The organism is Streptomyces sp. NPDC028910 (assembly GCF_055564955.1).
The window spans coordinates 1-22,048 of sequence record NZ_JBVHVF010000039.1 but is presented as its reverse complement, the minus strand read 5'-3'; the positions used below and the strand labels follow the sequence as shown (position 1 = coordinate 22,048).

17 protein-coding genes are annotated in these 22,048 nt (G+C 71.8%); 7 read left to right on the top strand and 10 right to left on the bottom strand.

The genetic code is table 11. The features are described 5' to 3' along the window. Positions 1 to 100: 100 nt before the first annotated feature. From ACZ4TV_RS31800 to ACZ4TV_RS31790, 3 genes are all read right to left on the bottom strand, one after another. Positions 101 to 2,614, bottom strand: a complete 2,514-nt coding sequence (locus ACZ4TV_RS31800; protein WP_468138651.1) for a protein kinase — start codon at positions 2,612 to 2,614, stop codon at positions 101 to 103. Between the two features lie 79 nt (positions 2,615 to 2,693). Then, entirely contained in the window at positions 2,694 to 4,625 is a 1,932-nt protein-coding gene (locus tag ACZ4TV_RS31795; protein ID WP_468138679.1) for a serine/threonine-protein kinase, read from the bottom strand. A 722-nt stretch (positions 4,626 to 5,347) separates the two neighbouring features. Further along, positions 5,348 to 7,054: a glycerol-3-phosphate dehydrogenase/oxidase gene (locus tag ACZ4TV_RS31790; RefSeq protein WP_468138649.1), complete on the bottom strand. Its 1,707-nt coding sequence runs from the start codon at positions 7,052 to 7,054 to the stop codon at positions 5,348 to 5,350. A 230-nt stretch (positions 7,055 to 7,284) separates the two neighbouring features. On the opposite strand from ACZ4TV_RS31790, the gene ACZ4TV_RS31785 reads away from it, so the two are divergent. Together ACZ4TV_RS31785 and ACZ4TV_RS31780 are read left to right on the top strand one after the other, a co-directional pair. Then, a complete protein-coding gene (locus tag ACZ4TV_RS31785) occupies positions 7,285 to 8,514 on the top strand; it encodes a nucleotide sugar dehydrogenase (protein WP_468138648.1) in 1,230 nt (409 codons plus the stop codon). A gap of 116 nt (positions 8,515 to 8,630) precedes the next feature. Then, positions 8,631 to 9,104, top strand: a complete 474-nt coding sequence (locus ACZ4TV_RS31780) for a hypothetical protein (RefSeq protein ID WP_468138647.1) — start codon at positions 8,631 to 8,633, stop codon at positions 9,102 to 9,104. 92 nt (positions 9,105 to 9,196) lie between these two features. On the opposite strand, the gene ACZ4TV_RS31775 is transcribed toward ACZ4TV_RS31780, so the two are convergent. From ACZ4TV_RS31775 to ACZ4TV_RS31760, 4 genes are all read right to left on the bottom strand, one after another. Continuing rightward, positions 9,197 to 10,321 carry a GuaB3 family IMP dehydrogenase-related protein gene (locus ACZ4TV_RS31775; RefSeq protein WP_468138646.1) on the bottom strand — a complete coding sequence of 375 codons (1,125 nt, stop codon included), beginning with the start codon at positions 10,319 to 10,321 and terminating at the stop codon, positions 9,197 to 9,199. Positions 10,322 to 10,561: 240 nt separating this feature from the next. Continuing rightward, positions 10,562 to 12,070: an IMP dehydrogenase gene (gene guaB, locus ACZ4TV_RS31770; RefSeq protein WP_468138645.1), complete on the bottom strand. Its 1,509-nt coding sequence runs from the start codon at positions 12,068 to 12,070 to the stop codon at positions 10,562 to 10,564. A gap of 181 nt (positions 12,071 to 12,251) precedes the next feature. Continuing rightward, entirely contained in the window at positions 12,252 to 12,881 is a 630-nt protein-coding gene (locus ACZ4TV_RS31765; protein WP_030389108.1) for a sigma-70 family RNA polymerase sigma factor, read from the bottom strand. A 360-nt stretch (positions 12,882 to 13,241) separates the two neighbouring features. Continuing rightward, on the bottom strand, positions 13,242 to 13,853 hold the full coding sequence (locus tag ACZ4TV_RS31760) for a response regulator transcription factor (RefSeq protein WP_003948568.1): 612 nt from the start codon (positions 13,851 to 13,853) through the stop codon (positions 13,242 to 13,244). A 378-nt stretch (positions 13,854 to 14,231) separates the two neighbouring features. Here ACZ4TV_RS31760 and ACZ4TV_RS31755 point away from each other — a divergent pair, with 378 nt between their 5' ends. After that, entirely contained in the window at positions 14,232 to 14,558 is a 327-nt protein-coding gene (locus ACZ4TV_RS31755; RefSeq protein ID WP_468138644.1) for a WhiB family transcriptional regulator, read from the top strand. Between the two features lie 127 nt (positions 14,559 to 14,685). Here ACZ4TV_RS31755 and ACZ4TV_RS31750 read toward each other — a convergent pair whose 3' ends face one another. Further along, a complete protein-coding gene (locus tag ACZ4TV_RS31750) occupies positions 14,686 to 15,585 on the bottom strand; it encodes a LysR family transcriptional regulator (RefSeq protein ID WP_468138643.1) in 900 nt (299 codons plus the stop codon). Between the two features lie 89 nt (positions 15,586 to 15,674). Between ACZ4TV_RS31750 and ACZ4TV_RS31745 the strand changes: the two genes are divergently transcribed. The 3 genes from ACZ4TV_RS31745 (at position 15,675) to ACZ4TV_RS31735 (ending at position 17,947) form a co-directional block, all read left to right on the top strand. After that, entirely contained in the window at positions 15,675 to 16,361 is a 687-nt protein-coding gene (locus ACZ4TV_RS31745; RefSeq protein ID WP_468138678.1) for an MOSC domain-containing protein, read from the top strand. A 31-nt stretch (positions 16,362 to 16,392) separates the two neighbouring features. Then, a complete protein-coding gene (locus tag ACZ4TV_RS31740) occupies positions 16,393 to 17,166 on the top strand; it encodes an SDR family NAD(P)-dependent oxidoreductase (RefSeq protein ID WP_468138642.1) in 774 nt (257 codons plus the stop codon). Between the two features lie 73 nt (positions 17,167 to 17,239). After that, the gene (locus ACZ4TV_RS31735) at positions 17,240 to 17,947 is read left to right on the top strand and encodes an ester cyclase (RefSeq protein ID WP_468138641.1); all 708 of its coding nucleotides are present in this window, start codon (positions 17,240 to 17,242) and stop codon (positions 17,945 to 17,947) included. Positions 17,948 to 18,035: 88 nt separating this feature from the next. Here ACZ4TV_RS31735 and groL read toward each other — a convergent pair whose 3' ends face one another. Beyond that, positions 18,036 to 19,664, bottom strand: coding sequence for a chaperonin GroEL (gene groL / locus ACZ4TV_RS31730; protein WP_468138640.1), 1,629 nt, complete (start codon positions 19,662 to 19,664; stop codon positions 18,036 to 18,038). 136 nt (positions 19,665 to 19,800) lie between these two features. After that, positions 19,801 to 20,109 carry a co-chaperone GroES gene (gene groES / locus ACZ4TV_RS31725; RefSeq protein WP_007265952.1) on the bottom strand — a complete coding sequence of 103 codons (309 nt, stop codon included), beginning with the start codon at positions 20,107 to 20,109 and terminating at the stop codon, positions 19,801 to 19,803. Between the two features lie 395 nt (positions 20,110 to 20,504). Between groES and ACZ4TV_RS31720 the strand changes: the two genes are divergently transcribed. Beyond that, positions 20,505 to 21,899, top strand: a complete 1,395-nt coding sequence (locus ACZ4TV_RS31720; protein WP_468138638.1) for an FtsW/RodA/SpoVE family cell cycle protein — start codon at positions 20,505 to 20,507, stop codon at positions 21,897 to 21,899. Positions 21,900 to 22,048 lie beyond the last annotated feature (149 nt).

Here is a 22,048-nt window from a genome sequence, read left to right as displayed (position 1 = left end):
AGGCCAGATTACGGAGCCCCCGGGTGCTGCCGGAACCGCCGGGGCGCCGAAAGACGGCACTGTGACGCAATCGCCGTAGTGATCCCCCGTCAGTACCGCCTCACCCACCGGACTTGTAACTGGCCGTGGCCTTCTCGAAGACCTCGGTGACCTTGGACTGTTCGTCCTCCGGGCCCGTGACCAGGACGACGTGGTAGCTGCCGCCCAGCGCGACGACGAAGTTGCGGGCGTAGACGTTGCGACCGGTCCCGTCGATCCACGTGTACCGGCCCGTGGCGCGGAGTTGCTGCCCGACCTTGGTGGTCTTGACGTCGCCGACGGTCGACCAGGTGGACGTGCGGTACGGGGTCAGCTCCGGCTCCTTGTCCTTCTGGTACGCCGCCGGGTCCGGATTGCCCTGGACCTTGTCCCGGCCGGGGACGACGGTCAGCACGAACTGCCCGTCGGTGTACCGCACCTGTCCGGCCTCGTTGATCCCGCGGCGCTCCCAGCCGTCGGGGACGGCGATCTCGAAGTGCTCCGGGTCCTGTTGGGTGGTGTAGCCGGGCGGGGCGGGAGCGGGCGCGGCCGGTGTTCCGGCGGGTGGCGCGGCCGTCTGGGGCGCGGGCTTGGACTCGGGCGTGCCGGTGGGGACCTGCGAGGGGCTCTGCTTCGGCCGGGTCGGCGCGGCGCCGGGCTGTTCCCCGGACTCGGCGGCCCGGGGCATGAACAGCATTGCGTACGCCACGGCGGCGGCGAGGAGGACCAGGATGCCGATGAGCAGCGTCAGGCCGAGGGCGCGCGGCTTGCGGGGGGCCGCGGGATGGCGGTGCCGCCCGTGGATCTCACCGCGGCGGCGTACGACGGGCAGTCGCGCGGGATCCGCCGGCGCCATCGGGAGCACGCCGAACCCGGCGTCCGGCTCGGGGGCGGACCGTACGAGCGACCGCAGCCAGCCGCGGAGCTCCTCGAAGTCGGGCCGCTCGGTGGGGTCCTGACGCAGCAGCGACTCCACGACCGGGCGGAGCGCGCCGCACTCCTCCGCGAAGGCGGGCGGCTCGGCGCAGACCATCTCGACGAGCTCCGCCACGCTGTCCTCGGGGTACGGGGCGTGCCCCTGCACGGCGCGGAACAGGAGCGCGCCGAGCGCCCAGAGGTCGGTGGCGGGCCCGACGGGGGGCGCCAGCTGCCAGTGCCCGTGCACGGGGCCGGCCTGCTCGGGGGCCCACCGCTCGGTGACGGCCCCGACGACGGCCATCCGCGTCTGCCGGGCCCGCTCGGCGTCGAGCCCGGTCCGGGGGACCGGCTGCGGCGGGCCCTGTGGTGACCGGCCAGGGGTGTCGGCGTGGCGGTAGCCCTGCGGCAGGGCGAGCTGTGCGGGCAGCGCGGGCCGGGCGGGCGCCACCGGCGATCCGGCCTGCGGCTGCGGCTGCGGCTGCGGCTGCGGCTGTGGCTGTGGCTGTGGCTCCGGCTGCGGCTGCGGCTCCGGGCCCGGTCGCGGCTCGGCCTGCGGCAGAGCCGACGGCTGAGGTTCCTGCGGGGCCGGCAACGCCGGGCGGCGGGGGGTCGCACCGTGCCAGGGGGCGGCGGCGCCCGTCTCCGAGCCGCCGTACGGGTACGAGTACCCCTGCGGCAGGGTCGATCCCTCGGGCCTGCGCTCCGGCACGGGCCCGGCCCCGGCCACCGCCCCGGGCTCGGCCTTGCGCTGCTCGGTGACCCGGGCGGCGGCCGCCCGCGCCCCGGCCCGGTAGGCGGCGATGGCCCCGGCCCGCGCGGCGGCCTGGACGTCGGGCCGCTCCTGCGGACGCCCGGGGGTGATGTGATCGGTGTACCGCGGCCCGGTGTCGTACCCGGGAGCCACGAGCGGCGCGTATCCGGCATCCGGCCGCGGGGAGGGCGCACCGGCGTCCTGGCCCGGGTCCCCGGCATCCGGCCCCCGGCCGAACTCGTAGCCGTTCCTGGGCGCCTGGCCCACGGGGCCCGCGTCGGAAGCACCACCGTCCGGGGCAGGGGCAGGGGCCGCACCCCATCGCGACGCGTCGGAGACGGGCGCGTCCGGGACGGGGACGGGGTCGTACCCGCACAGGGCGTCCTCCGCCGCGCCGGCCGCCAGGCCGGTCAGCACGACCCGCCCGTCATCACACACCAACACCGTCCGGACGGTGATGTTCCGGTGCGTCCAGCCGTGCGCGTGCAGCACCCGCAGCGCGGTCAGCACGTCCGACGCCACCTCGGCCGCCCGGTACGGGCTCAGCGGTTCATCGGCGATCAGCGCGGCCAGCGGCCTGGCCGGGACCAGTTCGCTCACTATCCACAGCGACTCGCCCTCGGCGAAGACGTCGAAGACCTGGTCCAGCCGCGGATGGTCCGGGATCGAGGCCGCCGCCTGCGCCGCCTCGATCGCGCGCCGCACGGCCGGCAGGTCGGCGGGCGAGCGGCGCGCCGCCGCCGGGACGGCCCACGGCCCGTCCATCAGCTCCGCGTCCACGACCTCCGGCAACGGCACCTGCCGAACCAGGACTTCCTGCCCGCTGCGCGTGTCGAAGGCCCGCGTCTCGACCAGCTCGTACGCGTCGGACGGCGGCAGCGGCAGGCGGTAGCGGCCGGCCAGGATCCGGCCCGCGTACTCCTCCACATCGCCTCCCCCGAGTGCGGCGGGCCCCCCATGGCCCCGCCTGACACGATACGTCGCCAGGGCCGCCCGCGTCCCGGGGTCAGCCGAGCGGCTGGAAGGTCTGGAAGGCGATGTCGCGCATCTGCGTGCACTCGGGGCCGTCCCACTGGTCGGCGGCGCAGCTGATCATGATGGCGTAGCCGTGCTTCGGGTCCACCTTGAACCCGCGGTTGAGCACACGGACCTTCATGCCGTTCTGCTCCCGCTCGAACTCCCAGTCGGCGACGGTCGGATAGCCCCTGTAGTCCACCGCGTCGATGCGGATCTGCCGGTAGGCCTTGCTGCTGCCCGCCACGGAGGGGGCCAGCGCGGCCCAGGCGGCGCGGGCGTCGTCGCCCGGGCTGGCGTTGAAGTCGACCTGGATGCGCGGGAAGTCGCGGGCCCGGCTGTAGATGGCGCCCGAGTTCTCGCCCGCCGTGCCGAGGTGCTTGAAGCCCTCGGGCATCACCATCGAGAAGTGGAACCCGAAGTCCGTCACCAGGGCGTATCCCGCCGGGATCGCGCCGCCGGGTCCCCCGGAGGTGGAGCCCTGTCCCTGGCTGGCGGCCGGGGTCTGCTGCCCCTGGCCCTGCTGACCACCGGTGCCGGCGCTGCCGTTGGCGCCCTGTTCACCGGTGTTCGGCGAGGGCTTCGGAGAGGTCTGGCCGCCCCCGCCCGGCGTCTGACCGGCCGATGCGCCCGGGGTGGCCTGGCCGCCCTTGCCCTCGTCCTTCGTGCCCTTGTTGTCGTCGCTGAAGGCGTAGGCGATCAGCGAGCCGACCACCGCCAGCACCACGACCAGGGCGGCTATCGCGAGCGCGATGGTGCGGCGCGGCATCACGTCCGTGAGCGGCGCCACGACGTGGGGCTGCCTGGACTTCGGCGGCTCGGCGGCGGAGACGGCCGTCGTGGCCACCGCGGCTGCGGCCGTCGCGGCCTTGCGGGCCGACTTCAGCGCGGCGCGGGCGCGTTCGCGCTGCTCGCGCTCGCGCCGTTCGCGTTCCTTCTTCGCCGCCTTCTCGGCCGCCTTCTCGGCGGTGGCCTGCTCCGCGGCGGCCTTGGCGTCGGCCAGCGATATCTGCCGGGTCTCCTCGGCGACCGGGGACGCGACGGGGGCCTGCGCGGGCTCGGGCGCCGCGAGTACGGCGGTCAGCATCGCCCGGGCGCGGCCGTCGTCGAGGCGGCGGTCCGGGTCCTTGGCGAGCAGCCCGTAGATGACCTCGGTCAGCGGGCCGGCGTTCTTCGGCGGGTCCACGGGCTCGGTCATCACCGCGGTGAGGGTGGCGAGCGCGGACCCCTTGTCGTACGGGGGCACGCCCTCGACGGCGGCGTACAGCAGGCCGCCGAGCGACCACATGTCGGCGGGCGGGCCGGGCTTGTGGCCGCGGGCGCGCTCGGGGGAGATGTAGGAGGGGGCGCCCACGAGCATGCCGGTGGAGGTGACGGAGGGGTCGCCCTCGACCTGCGCGATGCCGAAGTCGGTGAGGACGACACGGCCGTTGCCGGCGATGAGCACGTTGGACGGCTTGACGTCCCGGTGCAGGATGCCCTGGCCGTGCGCGGCGCGCAGGACGTCGAGCACGGCGAGGCCGACCTCGGCCGCGCGGTGCGGGGTGAGGGGGCCGTTCTCCCGTACGAACTCGGCGAGCGAGGGGCCCTCGATGAGCTCCATGACGATCCACGGGCGGCCGTCCTCGTCGACGACGTCGTACACCGTCACGGCGCCGCCGCTGCGAATCCGGGCAATGGCCTTGGCCTCGCGGAGGGTACGGGTGATGAGGCGGCGCTTCTCGTCCTCGTCGACCCCGGTGCTGAAGCGGAGCTCCTTGACGGCGACCGTCCGGCCCAGGGTCTCGTCCTGGGCCCGCCAGACGGTGCCCATCCCGCCCTTGCCGAGCACGGCCCCCAGCCGGTACCGCCCGGCCAGCAAGCGCCCCTTGTCCTCCCCGTCCCCGGCCGCCCTCGCGGCCGCGGCCTTGACGGCGGCCGCCATGGCATCCGCCTTCTCGACGACGGGATTACCCCCGGCCGAAGCCTTGCCCAACACCCCCACGGACCCCGCCTTCGCAGCCGCAGGCTTCACGTCCTCAGGCTCCGCCACAGGCGACCCGGCACCGTCAAGCTCCGCCGCAGACGCCCCCGCAGGCCCAGCCTTGCCCGCCCCCGCCTCCGCAGCCGCAGGCTTCACGTCCTCAGGCTCCACCGCAGACGACCCGGCAGCCACAGCTTCCACATCGTCAAGCTTCGCCGCAGGCGCCCCGACAGGCGCAGCCTTGCCCGACCCCGGCTTCGCACCCGCAGGCTTCGCGCCCTCAGGCTCCACCGCAGGCGCCCGGACAGCCACAGCTTCCACACCGTCAGGCTCCGCCGCAGGCGACTCGGAAGGCGCAGCCTTGCCCGGCCGCAGCGCCGGCTCCGCAGGCTTCGCGTCCTCAGGCTTCGCCGCAGGCGACCCGGCAGGCGACCCGGCAGGCGACCCGGCAGCCGCAGCTTCCCCATCGTCGGGCTTCGCCGCAGGCGACCCGGCAGGCGTCCCGTGCTCCGGCTTCGACATGCGTCCCCTCTGCGATCGTGCCGCTGCTCCGCCTGCCCCAGCGGCTGAGCGACCCGGCGGCCGGGGCTCGCGATAACCCGCCCCGGCAGAACCCTCATTGTTCCTCACTCCGCAACGGACGGACCCCCCGGGTCCACGGTTCCCCTTTCCGCATCCCGGAGTTACAACGGAACGATGTCGGGCGCCCCCAGCCGCGCCGCATCCGCCGTCTGATCGTCCGGCTGACGCTGCGATTCCCGCTCCGCCTGGACCCGCTTCTCGTAGTGCTCCACTTCCTTCGCGATCTGCTGCTCGTCCCACCCCAGCACCGGTGCCATCAACTCCGCGCACTCCCGCGCCGACCGCGTTCCGCGGTCGAAGGTCTCGATCGAGATCCGCGTCCGCCGCGTCAGCACGTCGTCCAGGTGCCGCGCCCCCTCGTGCGAGGCCGCGTACAGGATCTCCGCCCGCAGATAGTCGTCCGCCCCGGACACCGGCTCCCGCAGCCGCGGATCGGCGGCGATCAGGTCCAGCAGTTCCTCCGTCAGCGACCCGTACCGGTTCAGCAGGTGCTCCACCCGCACCACATGGAGCCCCGTCCGGGACGCCATCCGCGCCCGCCCGTTCCACAGCGCCCGGTACCCCTCGGCCCCCACCAGCGGCACGTCCTCCGTCACGCACTGCGCCACCCGCTGGTCCAGCCCGTGCACCGCCTCGTCGACCGCGTCCTTCGCCATGACCCGGTACGTCGTGTACTTGCCGCCCGCGACCACCACCAGCCCCGGCACCGGGTGCGCCACCGTGTGCTCGCGCGACAGCTTGCTCGTCGCGTCCGACTCCCCGGCCAGCAACGGCCGCAGGCCCGCGTACACGCCCTGGACGTCATCGCGCGTCAGCGGCACCGCCAGCACCGAGTTCACGTGCTCCAGCAGGTAGTCGATGTCCGCGCTCGACGCCGCCGGGTGCGCCTTGTCCAGGTCCCAGTCGGTGTCCGTGGTCCCCACGATCCAGTGCCGCCCCCACGGGATGACGAACAGCACGGACTTCTCGGTCCGCAGGATCAGCCCGGTGCTCGAATGGATCCGGTCCTTCGGCACGACCAGGTGGATGCCCTTCGAGGCCCGTACGTGGAACTGCCCGCGCTCCCCGATCAGCGCCTGGGTGTCGTCCGTCCACACCCCCGTGGCGTTCACGACCTGCTTCGCGCGGATCTCGTATTCGCCGCCGCCCTCCACGTCCCGCACGCGCGCGCCGACCACCCGTTCGCCCTCGCGCAGGAAGCCGGTCACCCTCGCCCGGTTGGCGCAGTGCGCCCCGTACGCCGAGGCCGTCCGCACCAGTGTGGCGACGTACCGCGCGTCGTCCATCTGGGCGTCGTAGTACTGCAGGGCCCCCACCAGCGCGTCCTTGCGCAGCGCGGGTGCCACGCGCAGCGCGCGCTTGCGCGACAGGTGCCGGTGCACCGGCAGGCCCCTCCCGTGCCCGCTGGAGACCGACATCGCGTCGTACAGCGCGACGCCCGAGCCGGCGTACAGCCGCTCCCAGCCCTTGTGCTGCAAGGGGTACAGGAACGGCACCGGCTTCACCAGGTGCGGGGCGAGCCGTTCCAGCAGCAGGCCGCGCTCCTTCAGCGCCTCCCGTACGAGGGCGAAGTCGAGCATCTCCAGATAGCGCAGGCCGCCGTGGATCAGCTTGCTCGACCGGCTGGAGGTGCCCGAGGCCCAGTCCCGCGCCTCCACCAGGCCCGTCGACAAGCCCCTGGTCACGGCGTCGAGCGCGGTGCCGGCGCCCACCACGCCCGCACCCACCACCAGCACGTCCAGCTCCCCCTCGGCCATCCGGGTGAGGGCTTCGGCCCGCTGCGCCGGCCCCAGTGTCGCTGTCCTCACGGCTGCCTCCCGTTGGTGCGGATGAGATCCCGCTCACATGCCCCGCTTCATGATTCTGACCGCCCGCACCCACATCAGCCACCGCCTGTGGACAACACAACGGTGGCGTTCACCCCAGAATCCGACATATCTGTCATATATACGCCTAGTCTGACATTGCGCCAGCTCCCCTGTGCCCCCGGAGGACTTGCGCGGCAGCCCCCTCATGTCAGGGAAGGGACGGCACCCCCATGCCCGCAGATCTCGCCGTCATCGGACTCGGCCATCTCGGCCTCCCTCTCGCCCAGGCGGCCGTCGCCGCCGGGATCGAGACGGTCGGCTACGACAGCGGTCCGGTCACGGACTCCACCCTCACCGCCGCCGAGATCCGCCGCATGTCGGCGGCCGGCTTCCGGGTCACCACCAACCCCGCCGAGCTCGGCCGGGTCCGCACGGCCGTCATCTGCGCCCCCACCCAGCTCGGCGCCGATCGTGCCCTGGACCTCTCCGCCGTCGGCGAGGCCGGCCGCGCGCTCGCCGCCCGGCTGCGCCCCCACACCACCGTGATCCTCGAATCCGCCGCCCACCCGGGCGTCACCGAGGACTACCTCCGCCCGATCCTCGAAGCGGGCTCCGGGCTGCGGGCCGGCCGGGACTTCCACCTGGCCTACTCCCCCAGCCGCCTCGACCCGGGCAACCGGACGCACGGCATCTCCAACACCCCCAAGGTGATCGGCGGCCTCACCCCCGCCTGCACGGAGTCCGCGCACGCCTTCTACGCCCGCCTCACCGAGAAGGTCGTCCGCGCCCGCGGCCTGCGCGAGGCCGAGACCGTACAGCTCCTCGAAACGAACTACCGCCACGTCAACATCGCCCTCATGAACGAGATGGCGGTGCTCTGCCACGACCTCGGCGTCGACCTGTGGGACGTGATCCGCTGCGCCGAGACCAAGCCGTACGGCTTCCAGGCCTTCCGCCCCGGCCCCGGCGTCGGCGGCCACGGCGTCCCCCTCGACCCGAACTACCTCCCCCACACCACCCGCACCCCCGGCCACCCCCTGCGCATGGTCGGCCTGGCGCAGGAGATCAACAACCGGATGCCCCAGTACGTCATCCAGCGCTCCGCCACCCTGCTGAACGAGCACGGCAAATCCGCCCGCGGCGCCCGCGTCCTCCTCCTGGGCGTCACCTACAAGCCCGACCTCGCCGACCAGGAGGGCTCCCCGGCCCGCGAGATCGCCAGCCGCCTCCTCGACCTGGGGGCCCTGATCAGCTACCACGACCCGTACATCACGGGCTGGCGCGTCAGGGACCAGCCGGTCCCCCGCGCCGAATCGTTGTACGAGGCCGCCGCGAACGCCGATCTGACGATCCTGCTCCAGCACCACCGCACCTACGACCTGCAAGGGCTCGCGGTGAAGGCCCAGCTGCTCCTGGACACCCGAGGCGCCAGCCCGGTGGGCGCGGCCCACCGTCTCTGAGGACCGGGAAATCCCCCCTGTGGATGTCCGGCACGGCTGCTAGCCTGCGGCGTCACTTATCTCGCACTTATGACCCACGGGCACACGTGCGCCCGAATCCCTGGGGGGATTTCCCGATGAGCCAGAACTTCCAGCCGCCCGCGCCCGACTCCTTCACCGAGGCACCCGCCGCCCCGGCCCCGGCCCGCGCCGGCAACCTCGGCCTCGGCCTCGTCGCCGCCGCCGTCGCGGCCCTGGTCACCGCCGGCGTCTACGGCGCGATCATCGGCGCCAGCGGATACCAGATCGGGTACGCCGCCGTCGCGGTCGGCGCCCTGGTCGGCTTCGCCGCCGGCAAGCTGGGCGGTCCGAACCCGGTCCTGCCGGTCGTCAGCGCCGTGCTCTCCCTGGCCGCCATCTTCGCGGGCCAGCTCTTCGGCATCGCCTGGATCACGGCGGAGGCCCTCGGTACGACCACGGTCGACGTGCTCGGCGTCGGCGTCTCCGGACTGGTCGAAGCCTGGAAGGAGGTCTCGGGCCCGATGACCTTCCTCTTCCTCGCCATCGGCGGCTACGCGTCCTTCCAGACGGCCCGCAAGACCGGCAACTGACGGCCCCGGCTCCCGGCGAGGCCGCCGATACGCGGGAGGGCCGGCACCCCCTCGGGTGCCGGCCCTCCCGCGTACGTACGGGACAGCGGTCGTCAGCGGCTGTGCTGCGAGTCCGCGACCGTGACCTCGACCCGCTGGAACTCCTTGAGCTCGCTGTAGCCGGTGGTGGCCATCGAGCGGCGTAGCGCGCCGAAGATGTTCATCGAGCCGTCCGGGGTGTGCGACGGGCCGGTGAGGATCTCCTCGGTGGTGCCGACCACGCCGAGGTCGACCTTCTTGCCGCGCGGCACGTCCTCGTGGACCGCCTCCATGCCCCAGTGGTACCCGCGGCCCGGCGCATCGGTGGCGCGCGCCAGCGGGGAGCCCATCATCACGGCGTCCGCGCCGCAGGCGACGGCCTTCGGGATGTCGCCCGACCAGCCCACGCCGCCGTCCGCGATGACGTGCACGTAGCGGCCGCCGGACTCGTCCATGTAGTCGCGGCGGGCCGCGGCCACGTCCGCGACGGCGGTCGCCATCGGGACCTGGATGCCGAGCACGTTGCGCGTGGTGTGCGCGGCGCCGCCGCCGAAGCCCACCAGGACGCCCGCGGCGCCGGTGCGCATCAGGTGCAGGGCCGCCGTGTAGGTGGCGCAGCCGCCCACGATGACCGGGACGTCGAGCTCGTAGATGAACTGCTTGAGGTTCAGCGGCTCGGCGGCGCCCGAGACGTGCTCGGCCGACACGGTGGTGCCGCGGATCACGAAGATGTCCACGCCCGCGTCCACCACGGCCTTGGAGAACTCGGCGGTGCGCTGCGGGGAGAGCGCGGCGGCGGTGACGACGCCCGAGTCGCGCACCTCCTTGATGCGCCGGCGGATCAGGTCCGCCTGGATCGGCGCGGAGTAGATCTCCTGGAGGCGGCGGGTGGCCGCGTCCTCGTCCAGCTCCGTGATCTCGTCGAGCAGCGGCTGCGGGTCCTCGTACCGGGTCCACAGGCCTTCGAGGTTCAGCACGCCGAGGCCGCCGAGCTCGCCGATGCGGATCGCGGTCTGCGGGGAGACGACCGAGTCCATGGGGGCGGCCAGGAAGGGGAGCTCGAAGCGGTACGCGTCGATCTGCCAGGCGATCGAGACCTCCTTCGGGTCCCGGGTACGCCGGCTCGGGACGATGGCGATGTCGTCGAACGCGTACGCCCTGCGGCCGCGCTTGCCGCGCCCGATCTCGATCTCAGTCACGTGTGGTGGCCTTTCCTCTGGGTCTGCCCGTCCAGTATCCCCGAACGCCGGGTGCATGCGTCCCGCTGACCGCTGTACGGGACGGCGAGCTCAGCCCCGCCGACCAATCCGGCCGATCCAGCCCCGCAGGCCGATCCAGCCCCGCCGGCGTTTGAGGCGCGGGGGTCCGGGGGCGGAGCCCCCGGCAACGGCGAAGGGCGGGCCCGATCACCCGGGCCCGCCCCCACCTCAGCTCACCTGCTACCCCTTACGGGAGTAGTTCGGCGCCTCGACCGTCATCTGGATGTCGTGCGGGTGGCTCTCCTTGAGCCCGGCCGAGGTGATCCGCACGAAGCGGCCCCGCTCCTGCAGCTCGGGCACGGTCCGGCCACCGACGTAGAACATCGACTGCCGCAGACCACCGACCAGCTGGTGGACCACCGCGGAGAGCGGCCCGCGATACGGCACCTGGCCCTCGATGCCCTCGGGGATGAGCTTGTCGTCGCCGCCCACGCCCTCCTGGAAGTAGCGGTCCTTGGAGAAGGAGCGCTGCTCGCCGCGGGACTGCATCGCGCCGAGCGAGCCCATGCCGCGGTACGACTTGAACTGCTTGCCGTTGATGAAGAGCAGCTCGCCCGGGGACTCCTCGCAGCCCGCGAGCAGCGAGCCGAGCATCACCGTGTCGGCGCCCGCGACCAGGGCCTTCGCGATGTCGCCGGAGTACTGGAGGCCGCCGTCGCCGATGACCGGGACGCCGGCCGCCTTGGCGGCGAGCGAGGCCTCGTAGATCGCGGTGACCTGCGGGACGCCGATGCCGGCGACGACGCGGGTGGTGCAGATGGAGCCGGGGCCGACGCCGACCTTGATGCCGTCGCAACCGGCGTCGATCAGCGCCTGGGCGCCGTCGCGGGTGGCGACGTTGCCGCCGATGACGTCCACGCCGGAGTTCGACTTGATCTTGGCGACCATGTCGCCGACCAGGCGGGAGTGACCGTGGGCGGTGTCGACGACGATGAAGTCGGCGCCCGCCTCGATCAGCGCCTGGGCGCGCTCGTACGCGTCACCGGCGACGCCGACGGCCGCGCCGACGAGCAGCCGGCCGTCCGTGTCCTTGGCGGCGTTCGGGTACTTCTCGGCCTTGACGAAGTCCTTGACCGTGATGAGGCCCTTGAGGATGCCCGCGTCGTCGACCAGCGGCAGCTTCTCGATCTTGTGGCGGCGCAGCAGCTCCATGGCGTCCACGCCCGAGATGCCGACCTTGCCCGTGACCAGCGGCATCGGGGTCATGACCTCGCGCACCTGGCGGCTGCGGTCCGACTCGAAGGCCATGTCGCGGTTGGTGACGATGCCGAGGAGCTTGCCGGCGGCGTCGGTGACCGGGACGCCCGAGATGCGGAACTTGGCGCAGAGCTCGTCGGCCTCGCGCAGCGTCGCGTCCGGGTGCACCGTGATCGGGTCGGTGACCATGCCGGACTCGGAGCGCTTGACCAGGTCGACCTGGTTGGCCTGGTCGGCGATGGAGAGGTTGCGGTGCAGCACGCCGACGCCGCCCTGACGGGCCATCGCGATGGCCATGCGGGCCTCGGTGACCTTGTCCATGGCCGCGGACAGCAGCGGGACGTTCACACGAACGTTGCGCGAGATGAGGGAAGAGGTGTCGATCGCGTCCGGCGACATGTCCGACGCGCCCGGCAGCAGCAGCACGTCGTCGTAGGTCAGTCCGAGCGTGGCGAATTTGTCGGGCACTCCAGTCGAACCGCTGTCAGTCATGACACCTTCCCAAATGGTCTTGCTCAGCGCGGATGTCCATGCTAACGGGATCCCGACGCGTCTCATTCCACGACCAAGGTCAAGCAGAAGTTTCGTCGTTTCCTACGACCGGTGGCGACGGCCGGACCGGCGAGGACCCCCGACCGCAGCCCACCCCGGCGGCCCCGGCGGCCCCGGCGGCCTACTGCTCGGCGAGCGCCCGCAGTCGGCTGAGCGCCCGGTGCTGGGCCACGCGCACGGCCCCGGGGGACATGCCGAGCATCTGCCCGGTCTCCTCCGCGGTCAGCCCGACGGCCACGCGCAGGACGAGGAGCTCGCGCTGGTTCTCCGGAAGGTTGGCCAGCAGCTTCTTGGCCCAGGCCGCGTCGCTGCTGAGCAGCGCCCGCTCCTCCGGACCCAGCGAGTCGTCGGGCCGTTCCGGCATCTCGTCGGACGGCACGGCCGTGCTGCCTGGGTGCCGCATGGCGGCCCGTTGCAGGTCGGCGACCTTGTGCGCGGCGATGGCGAAGACGAAGGCCTCGAAGGGCCGCCCGGTGTCCCGGTAGCGCGGCAGCGCCATCAGGACGGCGACGCAGACCTCCTGCGCCAGGTCCTCCACGAAGTGACGAGCGTCACCCGGAAGCCGCGAGAGCCGGGTGCGGCAATAACGGATCGCGAGGGGGTGCACGAAGGCGAGCAGATCGTGCGTGGCCTGCTCGTCGCCCTCCACCGCACGCCGTACGAGCGCGCTGACGCCCCCGGCACTACCGCCTTTGGCGGCGCCGGTGGGGCCTGTGGCCGCGGGTGACCCCAGGGCCTCGTCGTCGCGCATCAATCCATGGTGCCTTGGCGCCGGAGCATCCGCGGCACCGTGGCCCTTGTTGTGCATCGAAGCGTTATGAGCGGGTGCGCCGGAACCCATCATCTGCGCCCTCCCCTCCCGCTCGGCCGAATCGTCTCCGAGAGACTCCACACCCTCAAGGATGCGGCATCGCGCACGAAGCGAGACGTCCCCCGGATTGTGCCCCGCCAACCCCCGGGTGCGCACCGGGTACGGCGGGACAGGGCTGACCCCGGCGACGACAAGGCGACGAGGGCGGCGCGCCGCCCCGTCCGCCGGTGGCGGACGGGACCGCTCTCGACGATCAGCGGTCTGCGGCGGACCGGGCGGGGCCCGGCCACGACCCGGAGATCAGCGGACCAGACCCCAGCGGAAGCCGAGCGCCACGGCGTGCGCCCGGTCCGAGGCGCCGAGCTTCTTGAACAGCCTGCGGGCGTGCGTCTTGACCGTGTCCTCGGAGAGGAAGAGCTCGCGCCCGATCTCCGCGTTGGACCGGCCGTGGCTCATGCCCTCCAGCACCTGGATCTCGCGCGCGGTGAGCGTGGGCGCGGCGCCCATCTCGGCCGAGCGGAGCCGGCGCGGGGCCAGTCGCCAGGTCGGGTCGGCTAGGGCCTGGGTGACCGTGGCCCGCAGTTCGGCGCGCGAGGCGTCCTTGTGCAGGTAACCCCGGGCGCCGGCGGCGACCGCGAGGGCCACGCCGTCCAGGTCCTCGGCGACCGTGAGCATGATGATGCGGGCACCGGGGTCGGCCGAGAGCAGCCGACGGACCGTCTCCACACCGCCGAGCCCGGGCATCCGTACATCCATCAGAATCAGGTCGGAGCGGTCGGCACCCCAGCGGCGGAGGACTTCCTCGCCGTTGGCAGCCGTCGTCACACGCTCGACGCCGGGCACGGTGGCAACCGCGCGACGGAGCGCCTCTCGGGCAAGCGGGGAGTCGTCGCAGACGAGGACGGATGTCATGACCGCCCTCCGCAGCTGCTGATGCGCGTCACCTTGAGCCTCCAGGCTGGTACGTATCGTCACCTGTGCGGTCGATGCCCCCGGACACCTGTCCGAGAACTTATTGGTTCAACCGCCTTCGCACTCTCAACGATGGTCACTCGAAAGAGTTACGGGTCGGACGGACACCTTCGGCACTCTACGTGAGGAAGCGATCACGGCGCAGGAGCCACGAGCCACCTGTCCTCCATCTGGAGCTATGCCCTATTTGGCGGCTTTCCTTCCGTTTGCTCCATGTCTGAGGCTAGATTCCCAATGAGTCATATTTACATCTACTCCGACAGTAGGTGTGGAGACATGGACCTATCCGCCTCAGTACCGGCACCAAGAGGACTACCAATGGCAGATTTCTCCCGCCTCCCCGGACCGAACGCCGACCTCTGGGACTGGCAGCTGCTCGCTGCCTGCCGCGGGGTCGACAGCTCCCTCTTCTTCCACCCGGAAGGCGAGCGGGGCGCGGCCAGGAGCGCGCGCGAGGCCTCGGCTAAAGAGGTCTGCATGCGATGCCCGGTGCGTTCGGAATGCGCCGCGCACGCACTCGCCGTCCGTGAGCCCTACGGGGTGTGGGGTGGCCTCACCGAGGACGAGCGCGAGGAACTGATGGGCCGCGCACGCCATCGCCTCATCCCCGCGACGAATGCGACCGGACCGATCGCGCCGCACTGAGAGCCCGACGAAACGTCCGAAGGAACGTTTCCTCGAATCACTGCATGTCACCAGCACGCCCGGGCGTGTCGCCGCCCGGCCCCGATGTCACGCGTACGGCCGTACGCACCCCCGCGCGTGCGTACGGTCAGCGCGTGGCGGCCCGCTCCAGCTCGGCCAGGGTCGCGGCCACGGCCGGCACCCGGGCCAGGTCGGGCAGGGTCAGCGCCACGACCTCCCGCTCGACGGCCGGTTCCACGGCCACCGTGCTCACGCCCTTGGCCCGTACGGACTCCACCGCGAGCTCCGGCAGCACCGCGACGCCCAGCCCCGCGCCGACCAGGCCGACGACCGCCGGGTAGTCGTCGGTGGCGAAGTCGATGCGCGGGGTGAAGCCCGCGCCCTCGCACACCTCCACCAGATGGCGGCGGCAGCGCGGGCAGCCCGCGATCCAGGGTTCGTCGGCCAGCTCCGCCATGCCCACGCGTGCGACCCCGGCCAGCCGGTGCCCCTCCGGGACGAGCCCGACGAGCCGGTCGGTCAGCAGCGGCCGCACCACGAGGTCGTCCCACTCCGCGGCGGAGCCGGCCGCCCCGCCGTAGCGGAAGGCCAGCGCCAGGTCGCAGTCGCCCTCGCGCAGCATCTCCACCGAGCGCGGCGGCTCGGCCTCGACCAGCGAGACGCGGGTCCCGGGATGCTCGGCGCGCATCGCCGCGAGCGCGGTCGGCACCAGGGTGGAGCTGCCGCTGGGGAAGGACACGAGCCGGACCCGGCCGGCGCGCAGACCGGCGATGGCCGCGACCTCCTCCTCGGCCGCGGTCAGCCCCGCCAGGATCCCCGCGGCATGCCGGACCAGGGCCTCGCCCGCCTGCGTCAGCCGCATCTCGCGGCCGGTGCGGATCAGCAGCGGCGTGCCGGCCGACTGCTCCAGCGCCTTCATCTGCTGGGAGACGGCGGGCTGGGTGCAGCCGAGCTCGCGTGCGGCGGCGGAGAAGGACCCGGTCCCGGCGACAGCGCGCAGAACCCGGAGATGACGTGCTTCGATCACCCTTCGAGCATAAGCCCTGCTTTGACCGGTGACTGAATATCCCCGGTGACGCTTTGGGGCGGCTCGGCTAGCGTAGGGCCATGGGTCCCATGCGTCTGATCTCCGTGAACCTCGGCCGCGCCACGGCCGTCGACTACACCGACGCGGCGGGCGGGGTGACGGGCATCGGCAAGCGCCCCGTCCCCGGGCCGGTCCGCGTTTTCGCCCCCGGCCTCAAGGCCACCGGCCTCGGCAGCGGCCTGGAGGGCGACGCCGTCTGCGACCGGCGCCACCACGGCGGCGACCACCAGGCCGTCTACGCGTACGCCCGCGAGGACCTGGACCACTGGGAGCGCGAGCTGGGCCGCGAGCTGCCCGGCGGGATCTTCGGCGAGAACTTCACCACCTCCGGCATCGACCTGAACACCGCGCGGCTCGGCGACCGCTGGCGGGTGGGGTCGGACCTCGTCCTCGAAGTGGCCTCGGCCCGGATCCCGTGCCGGACCTTCCAGGGGGCCCTGGGCGAGACCGGCTGGGTCAAGCGGTTCACCAAGGAGGCCCGGCCGGGCGCGTACCTGCGGGTGATCCAGGAGGGCTCGGTCTCCCCCGGCGACAGCATCGAGGTCGTCCACCGGCCGGACCACGACGTGACGGTGGAGCTCTGGTTCCGCGCCTTCACCACCGAGCGCGAGCTGCTGCCGCGCACCCTGGCGGCGGGCGGGGCGATGGAGCCGGAGGCCCACGAGCGGGTGCGTCAGTACGTGGAGAGGTACGCGGCCGGGACCGGGGCGAGATAACGCCGTCATCCGGGGAAGCTAGGTTGCGCCTATGACGACTGCGTTGATCACGGGATCCACGGCGGGCATCGGCGCCGCCTTCGCCCGGCGGCTCGCCGCCCAGGGACACAATCTGGTGCTGGTGGCGCGCGACACCAAGCGCCTCGGCGAACAGGCCACCGAGCTCCACGACCGGCACGGCATCGAGGCCGAGGTCCTGGCCGCCGACCTCGCCACCGAGGAGGGCATCGCGGCGGTCGAGCAGCGCCTCGGCGACCGTACGCACCCGGTGGACCTGCTGGTCAACAACGCGGGCTTCGGCAACAAGGGCCGCTACCTCGAGGTCTCCATGGCCGACGAGCTGACCATGCTGAAGGTGCACGTCGAGGCGGTCCTGCGGCTGACCTCGGCGGCCACGGAGTCGATGCGCCCGCGCGGCCGCGGCGGCGTGATCAACGTGGCCTCGGTGGCCGCCTTCGTGCCCCGCGGTACGTACGGGGCAAGCAAGGCCTGGGTCGTGCAGTTCACCCAGGGCGCGGCGCGGGACCTGGCCGGCTCCGGGGTGCGGCTGATGGCCCTGTGCCCCGGCTTCGTCCGGACGGAGTTCCACCAGCGCGCCGGCATGGGCACGGACAACATCCCCGGCTGGATGTGGCTGGACGCCGACAAGCTGGTGGCCGCCGCCCTGGCGGACCTGGCGCGGGGGAAGACGGTGTCGATCCCCGACCCGCGGTACAAGGCGCTGATGGGCGTGGTGAAGCTGACGCCGCGCGGGCTGCTGGGCGGGATGTCCTCGCGTACGGGGCGCAAGTACGGGCCCCAGTAACTCGCCGGTAAACCGGCCGAATGGGGGAAACCTTCCTAAAATGGACGTGTCCCATCCAAGCCCGGGAGACGCCATGACATTCGTACAGATAATCGATTACAAGACCAGTCGGCAGGACGACCTCAACCAGCTGCTCGACCGGTACGTCTCGCAGAGCCAGGGCAAGCGCACGGTCACCCACAGCATCATCGGCAAGGACCGCGAGGCCGAGAACCACTTCGTGGACGTGGTCGAATTCCCCTCGTACGAAGAGGCCATGAAGAACTCTCAGCTCCCGGAAACGGACAGGATGTTCCAGGAGATGGTGGCCCTGTGCGAGGGGATGCCGACCTTCACCAACCTGGACGTGGTCCGCGACGAGAACCTCAACAAGCTGGTCGCGGACCGGATGTTCGACGAGCTGGCCGTTACGGGGGACCGCTCCATCGCGGAGGAGATCTTCACCTCCGACTACATCGACCACGACATCTTCAAGGCCGACCCCAACGCCCAAGGGATCGACGGCCTGATGGCGGACCTCAACATGTGGCGGTCCGCTTTCGACATGTCCTTCACCAAGGACCAGCAACTCGCCGAAGGCGACTTCGTCACCACACTGTGGACCTGGAACGCGACGCACACGGGCGAGTTCATGGGCCTCGCGCCGACCGGCAAGAAGGTCAGCGCGACCGGCTCGACGACCTTCCGCTGCAAGGACGGCAAGATCGCCGAGGGCTGGTGGCACTACGACATCATGAGCGTGATGCGGCAGCTGGGCCTGATGGAGAACATGCCGACCTGACTCGCACCTGACTCCGCGCTCCCTCACAAGCAACGGGAAGGCCCCGTTCCGCAGATGCGGAACGGGGCCTTCTCAGCGTGGGACTCGATCAGTGGCTGTGACCGTGGCCGTGGCCGTGACCCGCGTCGGCCTCTTCCTCGGCCGGCTTCTCGACGACCAGGGTCTCGGTCGTGAGCAGCAGGGAGGCGATGGAGGCGGCGTTCTCCAGAGCGGAACGGGTGACCTTCACCGGGTCGATGACGCCGGCCTTGACCAGGTCGCCGTACTCGCCGGTGGCGGCGTTGAAGCCCTGGCCCTTGTCGAGCTCGGCCACCTTCGCGGTGATGACGTAGCCCTCGAGACCGGCGTTCTCCGCGATCCAGCGCAGCGGCTCGACGGCGGCGCGGCGCACGACCGCGACACCGGTGGCCTCGTCGCCCGACAGGCCGAGGTTGCCCTCGAGGACCTTGACGGCGTGGACGAGCGCGGAGCCACCGCCGGAGACGATGCCCTCCTCGACCGCGGCGCGGGTCGCCGAGATGGCGTCCTCGAGGCGGTGCTTCTTCTCCTTGAGCTCCACCTCGGTGGCGGCGCCGACCTTGATGACGCAGACGCCGCCGGCGAGCTTCGCCAGGCGCTCCTGCAGCTTCTCGCGGTCCCAGTCCGAGTCGGTGGACTCGATCTCGGCCTTGATCTGGTTGACGCGGCCCGCGACGTCCTCGGACTTGCCGCCACCGTCGACGATGGTGGTGTCGTCCTTGGAGATCGTGACGCGGCGGGCGGTGCCCAGTACGTCCAGACCGGCCTGGTCGAGCTTGAGGCCGACCTCCTCCGCGATGACGGTGGCACCGGTGAGGGTGGCCATGTCCTGGAGCATCGCCTTGCGACGGTCACCGAAGCCGGGGGCCTTGACGGCGACCGCGTTGAAGGTGCCGCGGATCTTGTTGACGACGAGGGTGGAGAGCGCCTCGCCCTCGACGTCCTCGGCGATGATCAGCAGCGGCTTCGAGGCGCCGGCCTGGATGACCTTCTCGAGCAGCGGCAGGAGGTCCTGGATGGAGGAGATCTTGCCCTGGTTGATCAGGATGTACGGGTCGTCGAGGACGGCCTCCATACGCTCCTGGTCGGAGACCATGTACGGGGAGAGGTAGCCCTTGTCGAAGGCCATGCCCTCGGTGAACTCCAGCTCCAGGCCGAAGGCGTTGGACTCCTCGACGGTGATGACACCGTCCTTGCCAACCTTGTCCATCGCCTCGGCGATGAGCTCGCCGACCTGCTGGTCCTGCGCGGAGAGCGCGGCCACGGCGGCGATGTCGGACTTGTCCTCGATCGGGCGGGCGGTCGCGAGGAGCTCCTCGGAGACGGCCTTGACCGCGGCGTCGATGCCCTTCTTCAGGGCGGCCGGGGAAGCACCCGCGGCGACGTTGCGCAGACCCTCGCGGACCAGCGCCTGGGCCAGCACGGTGGCGGTGGTGGTGCCGTCACCCGCGATGTCGTTGGTCTTGGTCGCCACCTCCTTCACGAGCTGAGCGCCCAGGTTCTCGTACGGGTCGTCCAGCTCGACCTCGCGAGCGATGGTGACACCGTCGTTGGTGATGGTGGGGGCGCCGAACTTCTTGTCGATGACGACGTTGCGGCCCTTGGGGCCGATCGTCACCTTCACCGTGTCGGCAAGCTTGTTGACGCCGCGCTCGAGGGCGCGACGGGCGTCCTCGTCGAACTTCAGGATCTTCGGCATGGGAGCGGTTCAGTCCTCTCGTTGCGATCCTCGGCCGCTCACCGCGACCTCCACCGCCTAGAACGAACTACGCCCCTCGCCGCCCGGCATCAGCAGGGTGACCAGGGGCGCAGCTCAAATCAAATCTGGAAGCGAATTACTTCTCGACGATCGCGAGCACGTCGCGAGCCGAGAGGACGAGGTACTCCTCGCCGCTGTACTTCACTTCGGTGCCGCCGTACTTGCTGTACAGCACGATGTCGCCGACGTTGACGTCCAGCGGGAGACGCTGGCCGTCCTCGAAGCGACCCGGACCGACCGCAAGGACGACGCCCTCCTGGGGCTTCTCCTTCGCGGTGTCCGGGATGACCAGGCCGGAGGCCGTGGTCTGCTCGGCGTCGAGCGGCTGGACCACAATGCGGTCCTCAAGCGGCTTGATGGCAACCTTGGAGCTGGCGGTCGTCACGATCCGACCTCCCCCTTCGGAGATCCGGGGTTAACTGTCTGAGGTGGCGACCAGGTCGATCCGTCGTCGCGGGTGCCGGATCTGCCTGTCGCTGTGTTGGCACTCACCAGGGGCGAGTGCCAGGTGCGAGACTATTCCGGCGATTAGCACTCGGTCAAGCGGAGTGCCAATTCTTGCCGCCGGGGGTGTCGCTCCCGGCCAGGTGCGGCCGCGCTGGACGAGGGCGGCGGAGGGTTCGGAAGCAACCACGGGGAGCACTTCGACGTCGTAGACGATATGAAGATAAAGCGCCTCATTGCCGAGAAGCGCCTCATTGCCGAGCAGATCGGGCCCAAGGCCGTTCCCGCCCCCGTTCCCGCCCCCGTTCCCGCTCCCACTGACGGTGGCGGCGTCCCGTGCGCGGCCTGAAACCCCTGACGTCGGCGGGCGCCCGGCGCCGTACCGAGGCGCTGCTCCTGGTCTTCGTCACCGCCATCGCCGTCTTCGGCCACGCCGTCGCGGGCCTCGCCATGAACGACGAGCTGCCGCCCAACCTCCCCGGCTTCACGATCAGCATGACCCTGCTCTCCCTGGTGGCGCACTTGGGCGTGCGCCGCTTCGCGGCCTACGCGGATCCGCTGGTCCTCCCCCTCGCCATGCTGCTGACCGGGCTCGGACTGGTGCTGCTGCACCGTCTCGACCAGGGCTACATCGAGCGCTACAACTCGGACGCGAACGCCCCCGGACAGCTCATGTGGACGGTGGTCGGGGTCGCCGCCTGCATCCTGGTGCTGGCGCTGCTGCGCGACCACCGGCTGCTGCAGCGGTTCATCTACATCACGATGGCCGGCGCGCTGGTGCTGCTGATCGCGCCGGCCTTCTTCGGCGCGGACACCTACGGCGCGAAGCGCTGGATCATCCTCTTCGGCTTCTCGCTGCAACCGGGCGAGTTCGTGAAGATCATGATCGCGATCTTCTTCGCCGGGTATCTGGTCATCCACCGGGACTCGCTGGCGCTCACCGGCCGGAGGTTCCTGGGCGTCCGGCTGCCCCCGATGCGCCAGCTCGGTCCCATCGTCACGGTGTGGATCGTCTCCATGCTGGTGCTGGTCTTCGAGCGCGACCTGGGCACCTCGCTGATCTTCTTCGGCGTCTTCGTGGTGATGCTCTACGTCGCCACCGAGCGCACCAGCTGGATCGTGTGCGGCCTGCTCATGGCGGCGGTGGGCGCCTTCGCGGTGGGCTCGACGGAACCGCACGTCAAGGCGCGCGTGGCGGCCTGGCTGAATCCGCTGTCGGTCTACTGGGAGAACCCTCCGGCGGGGGTCACCTCGGAGCAGTCGGCGCAGGCGCTGTTCAGCTTCGGCTCGGGCGGCATGTCCGGCACGGGCCTCGGGATGGGCCACCCGGAGCTGATCAAGTTCGCGGGCCGCAGCGACTTCATCCTGACCACGGTCGGCGAGGAACTGGGCCTGGCCGGTGTCATGGCCGTACTGATCCTCTACGCGCTCCTCGTGCAGCGGGGGCTCCGCATGGCGCTCGGCGCCCGCGACCCCTTCGGCAAACTCCTGGCGGTGGGCCTCGCCTCGGCGCTGGCCTTGCAGGTCTTCGTGGTCGCGGGCGGCGTCACGGGCCTGATCCCCCTGACGGGCAAGGCGCTGCCCTTCCTGGCCAAGGGCGGCTCGTCCCTCCTGGCCAACTGGATCATGATCGCGCTGCTCCTGCGCATCAGCGACAGCGCGGAACGCCAACGCGAAGCCGACACCCACGCCCCGGCCGAAACAACGATCACGCCGCGGGTAGGGGTGTAGGTGCGGGGCGGGGGCTTCGGGGGGCAGGGCAGACGGGATGCACGCCTGTACGGCGGTGGGGGGGGGGGGGGGGGGGGGGGGGGGGGGGGGGGGGGGGGGGGGGGGGGGGGGGGGGGGGGGGGGGGGGGGGGGGGGGGGGGGGGGGGGGG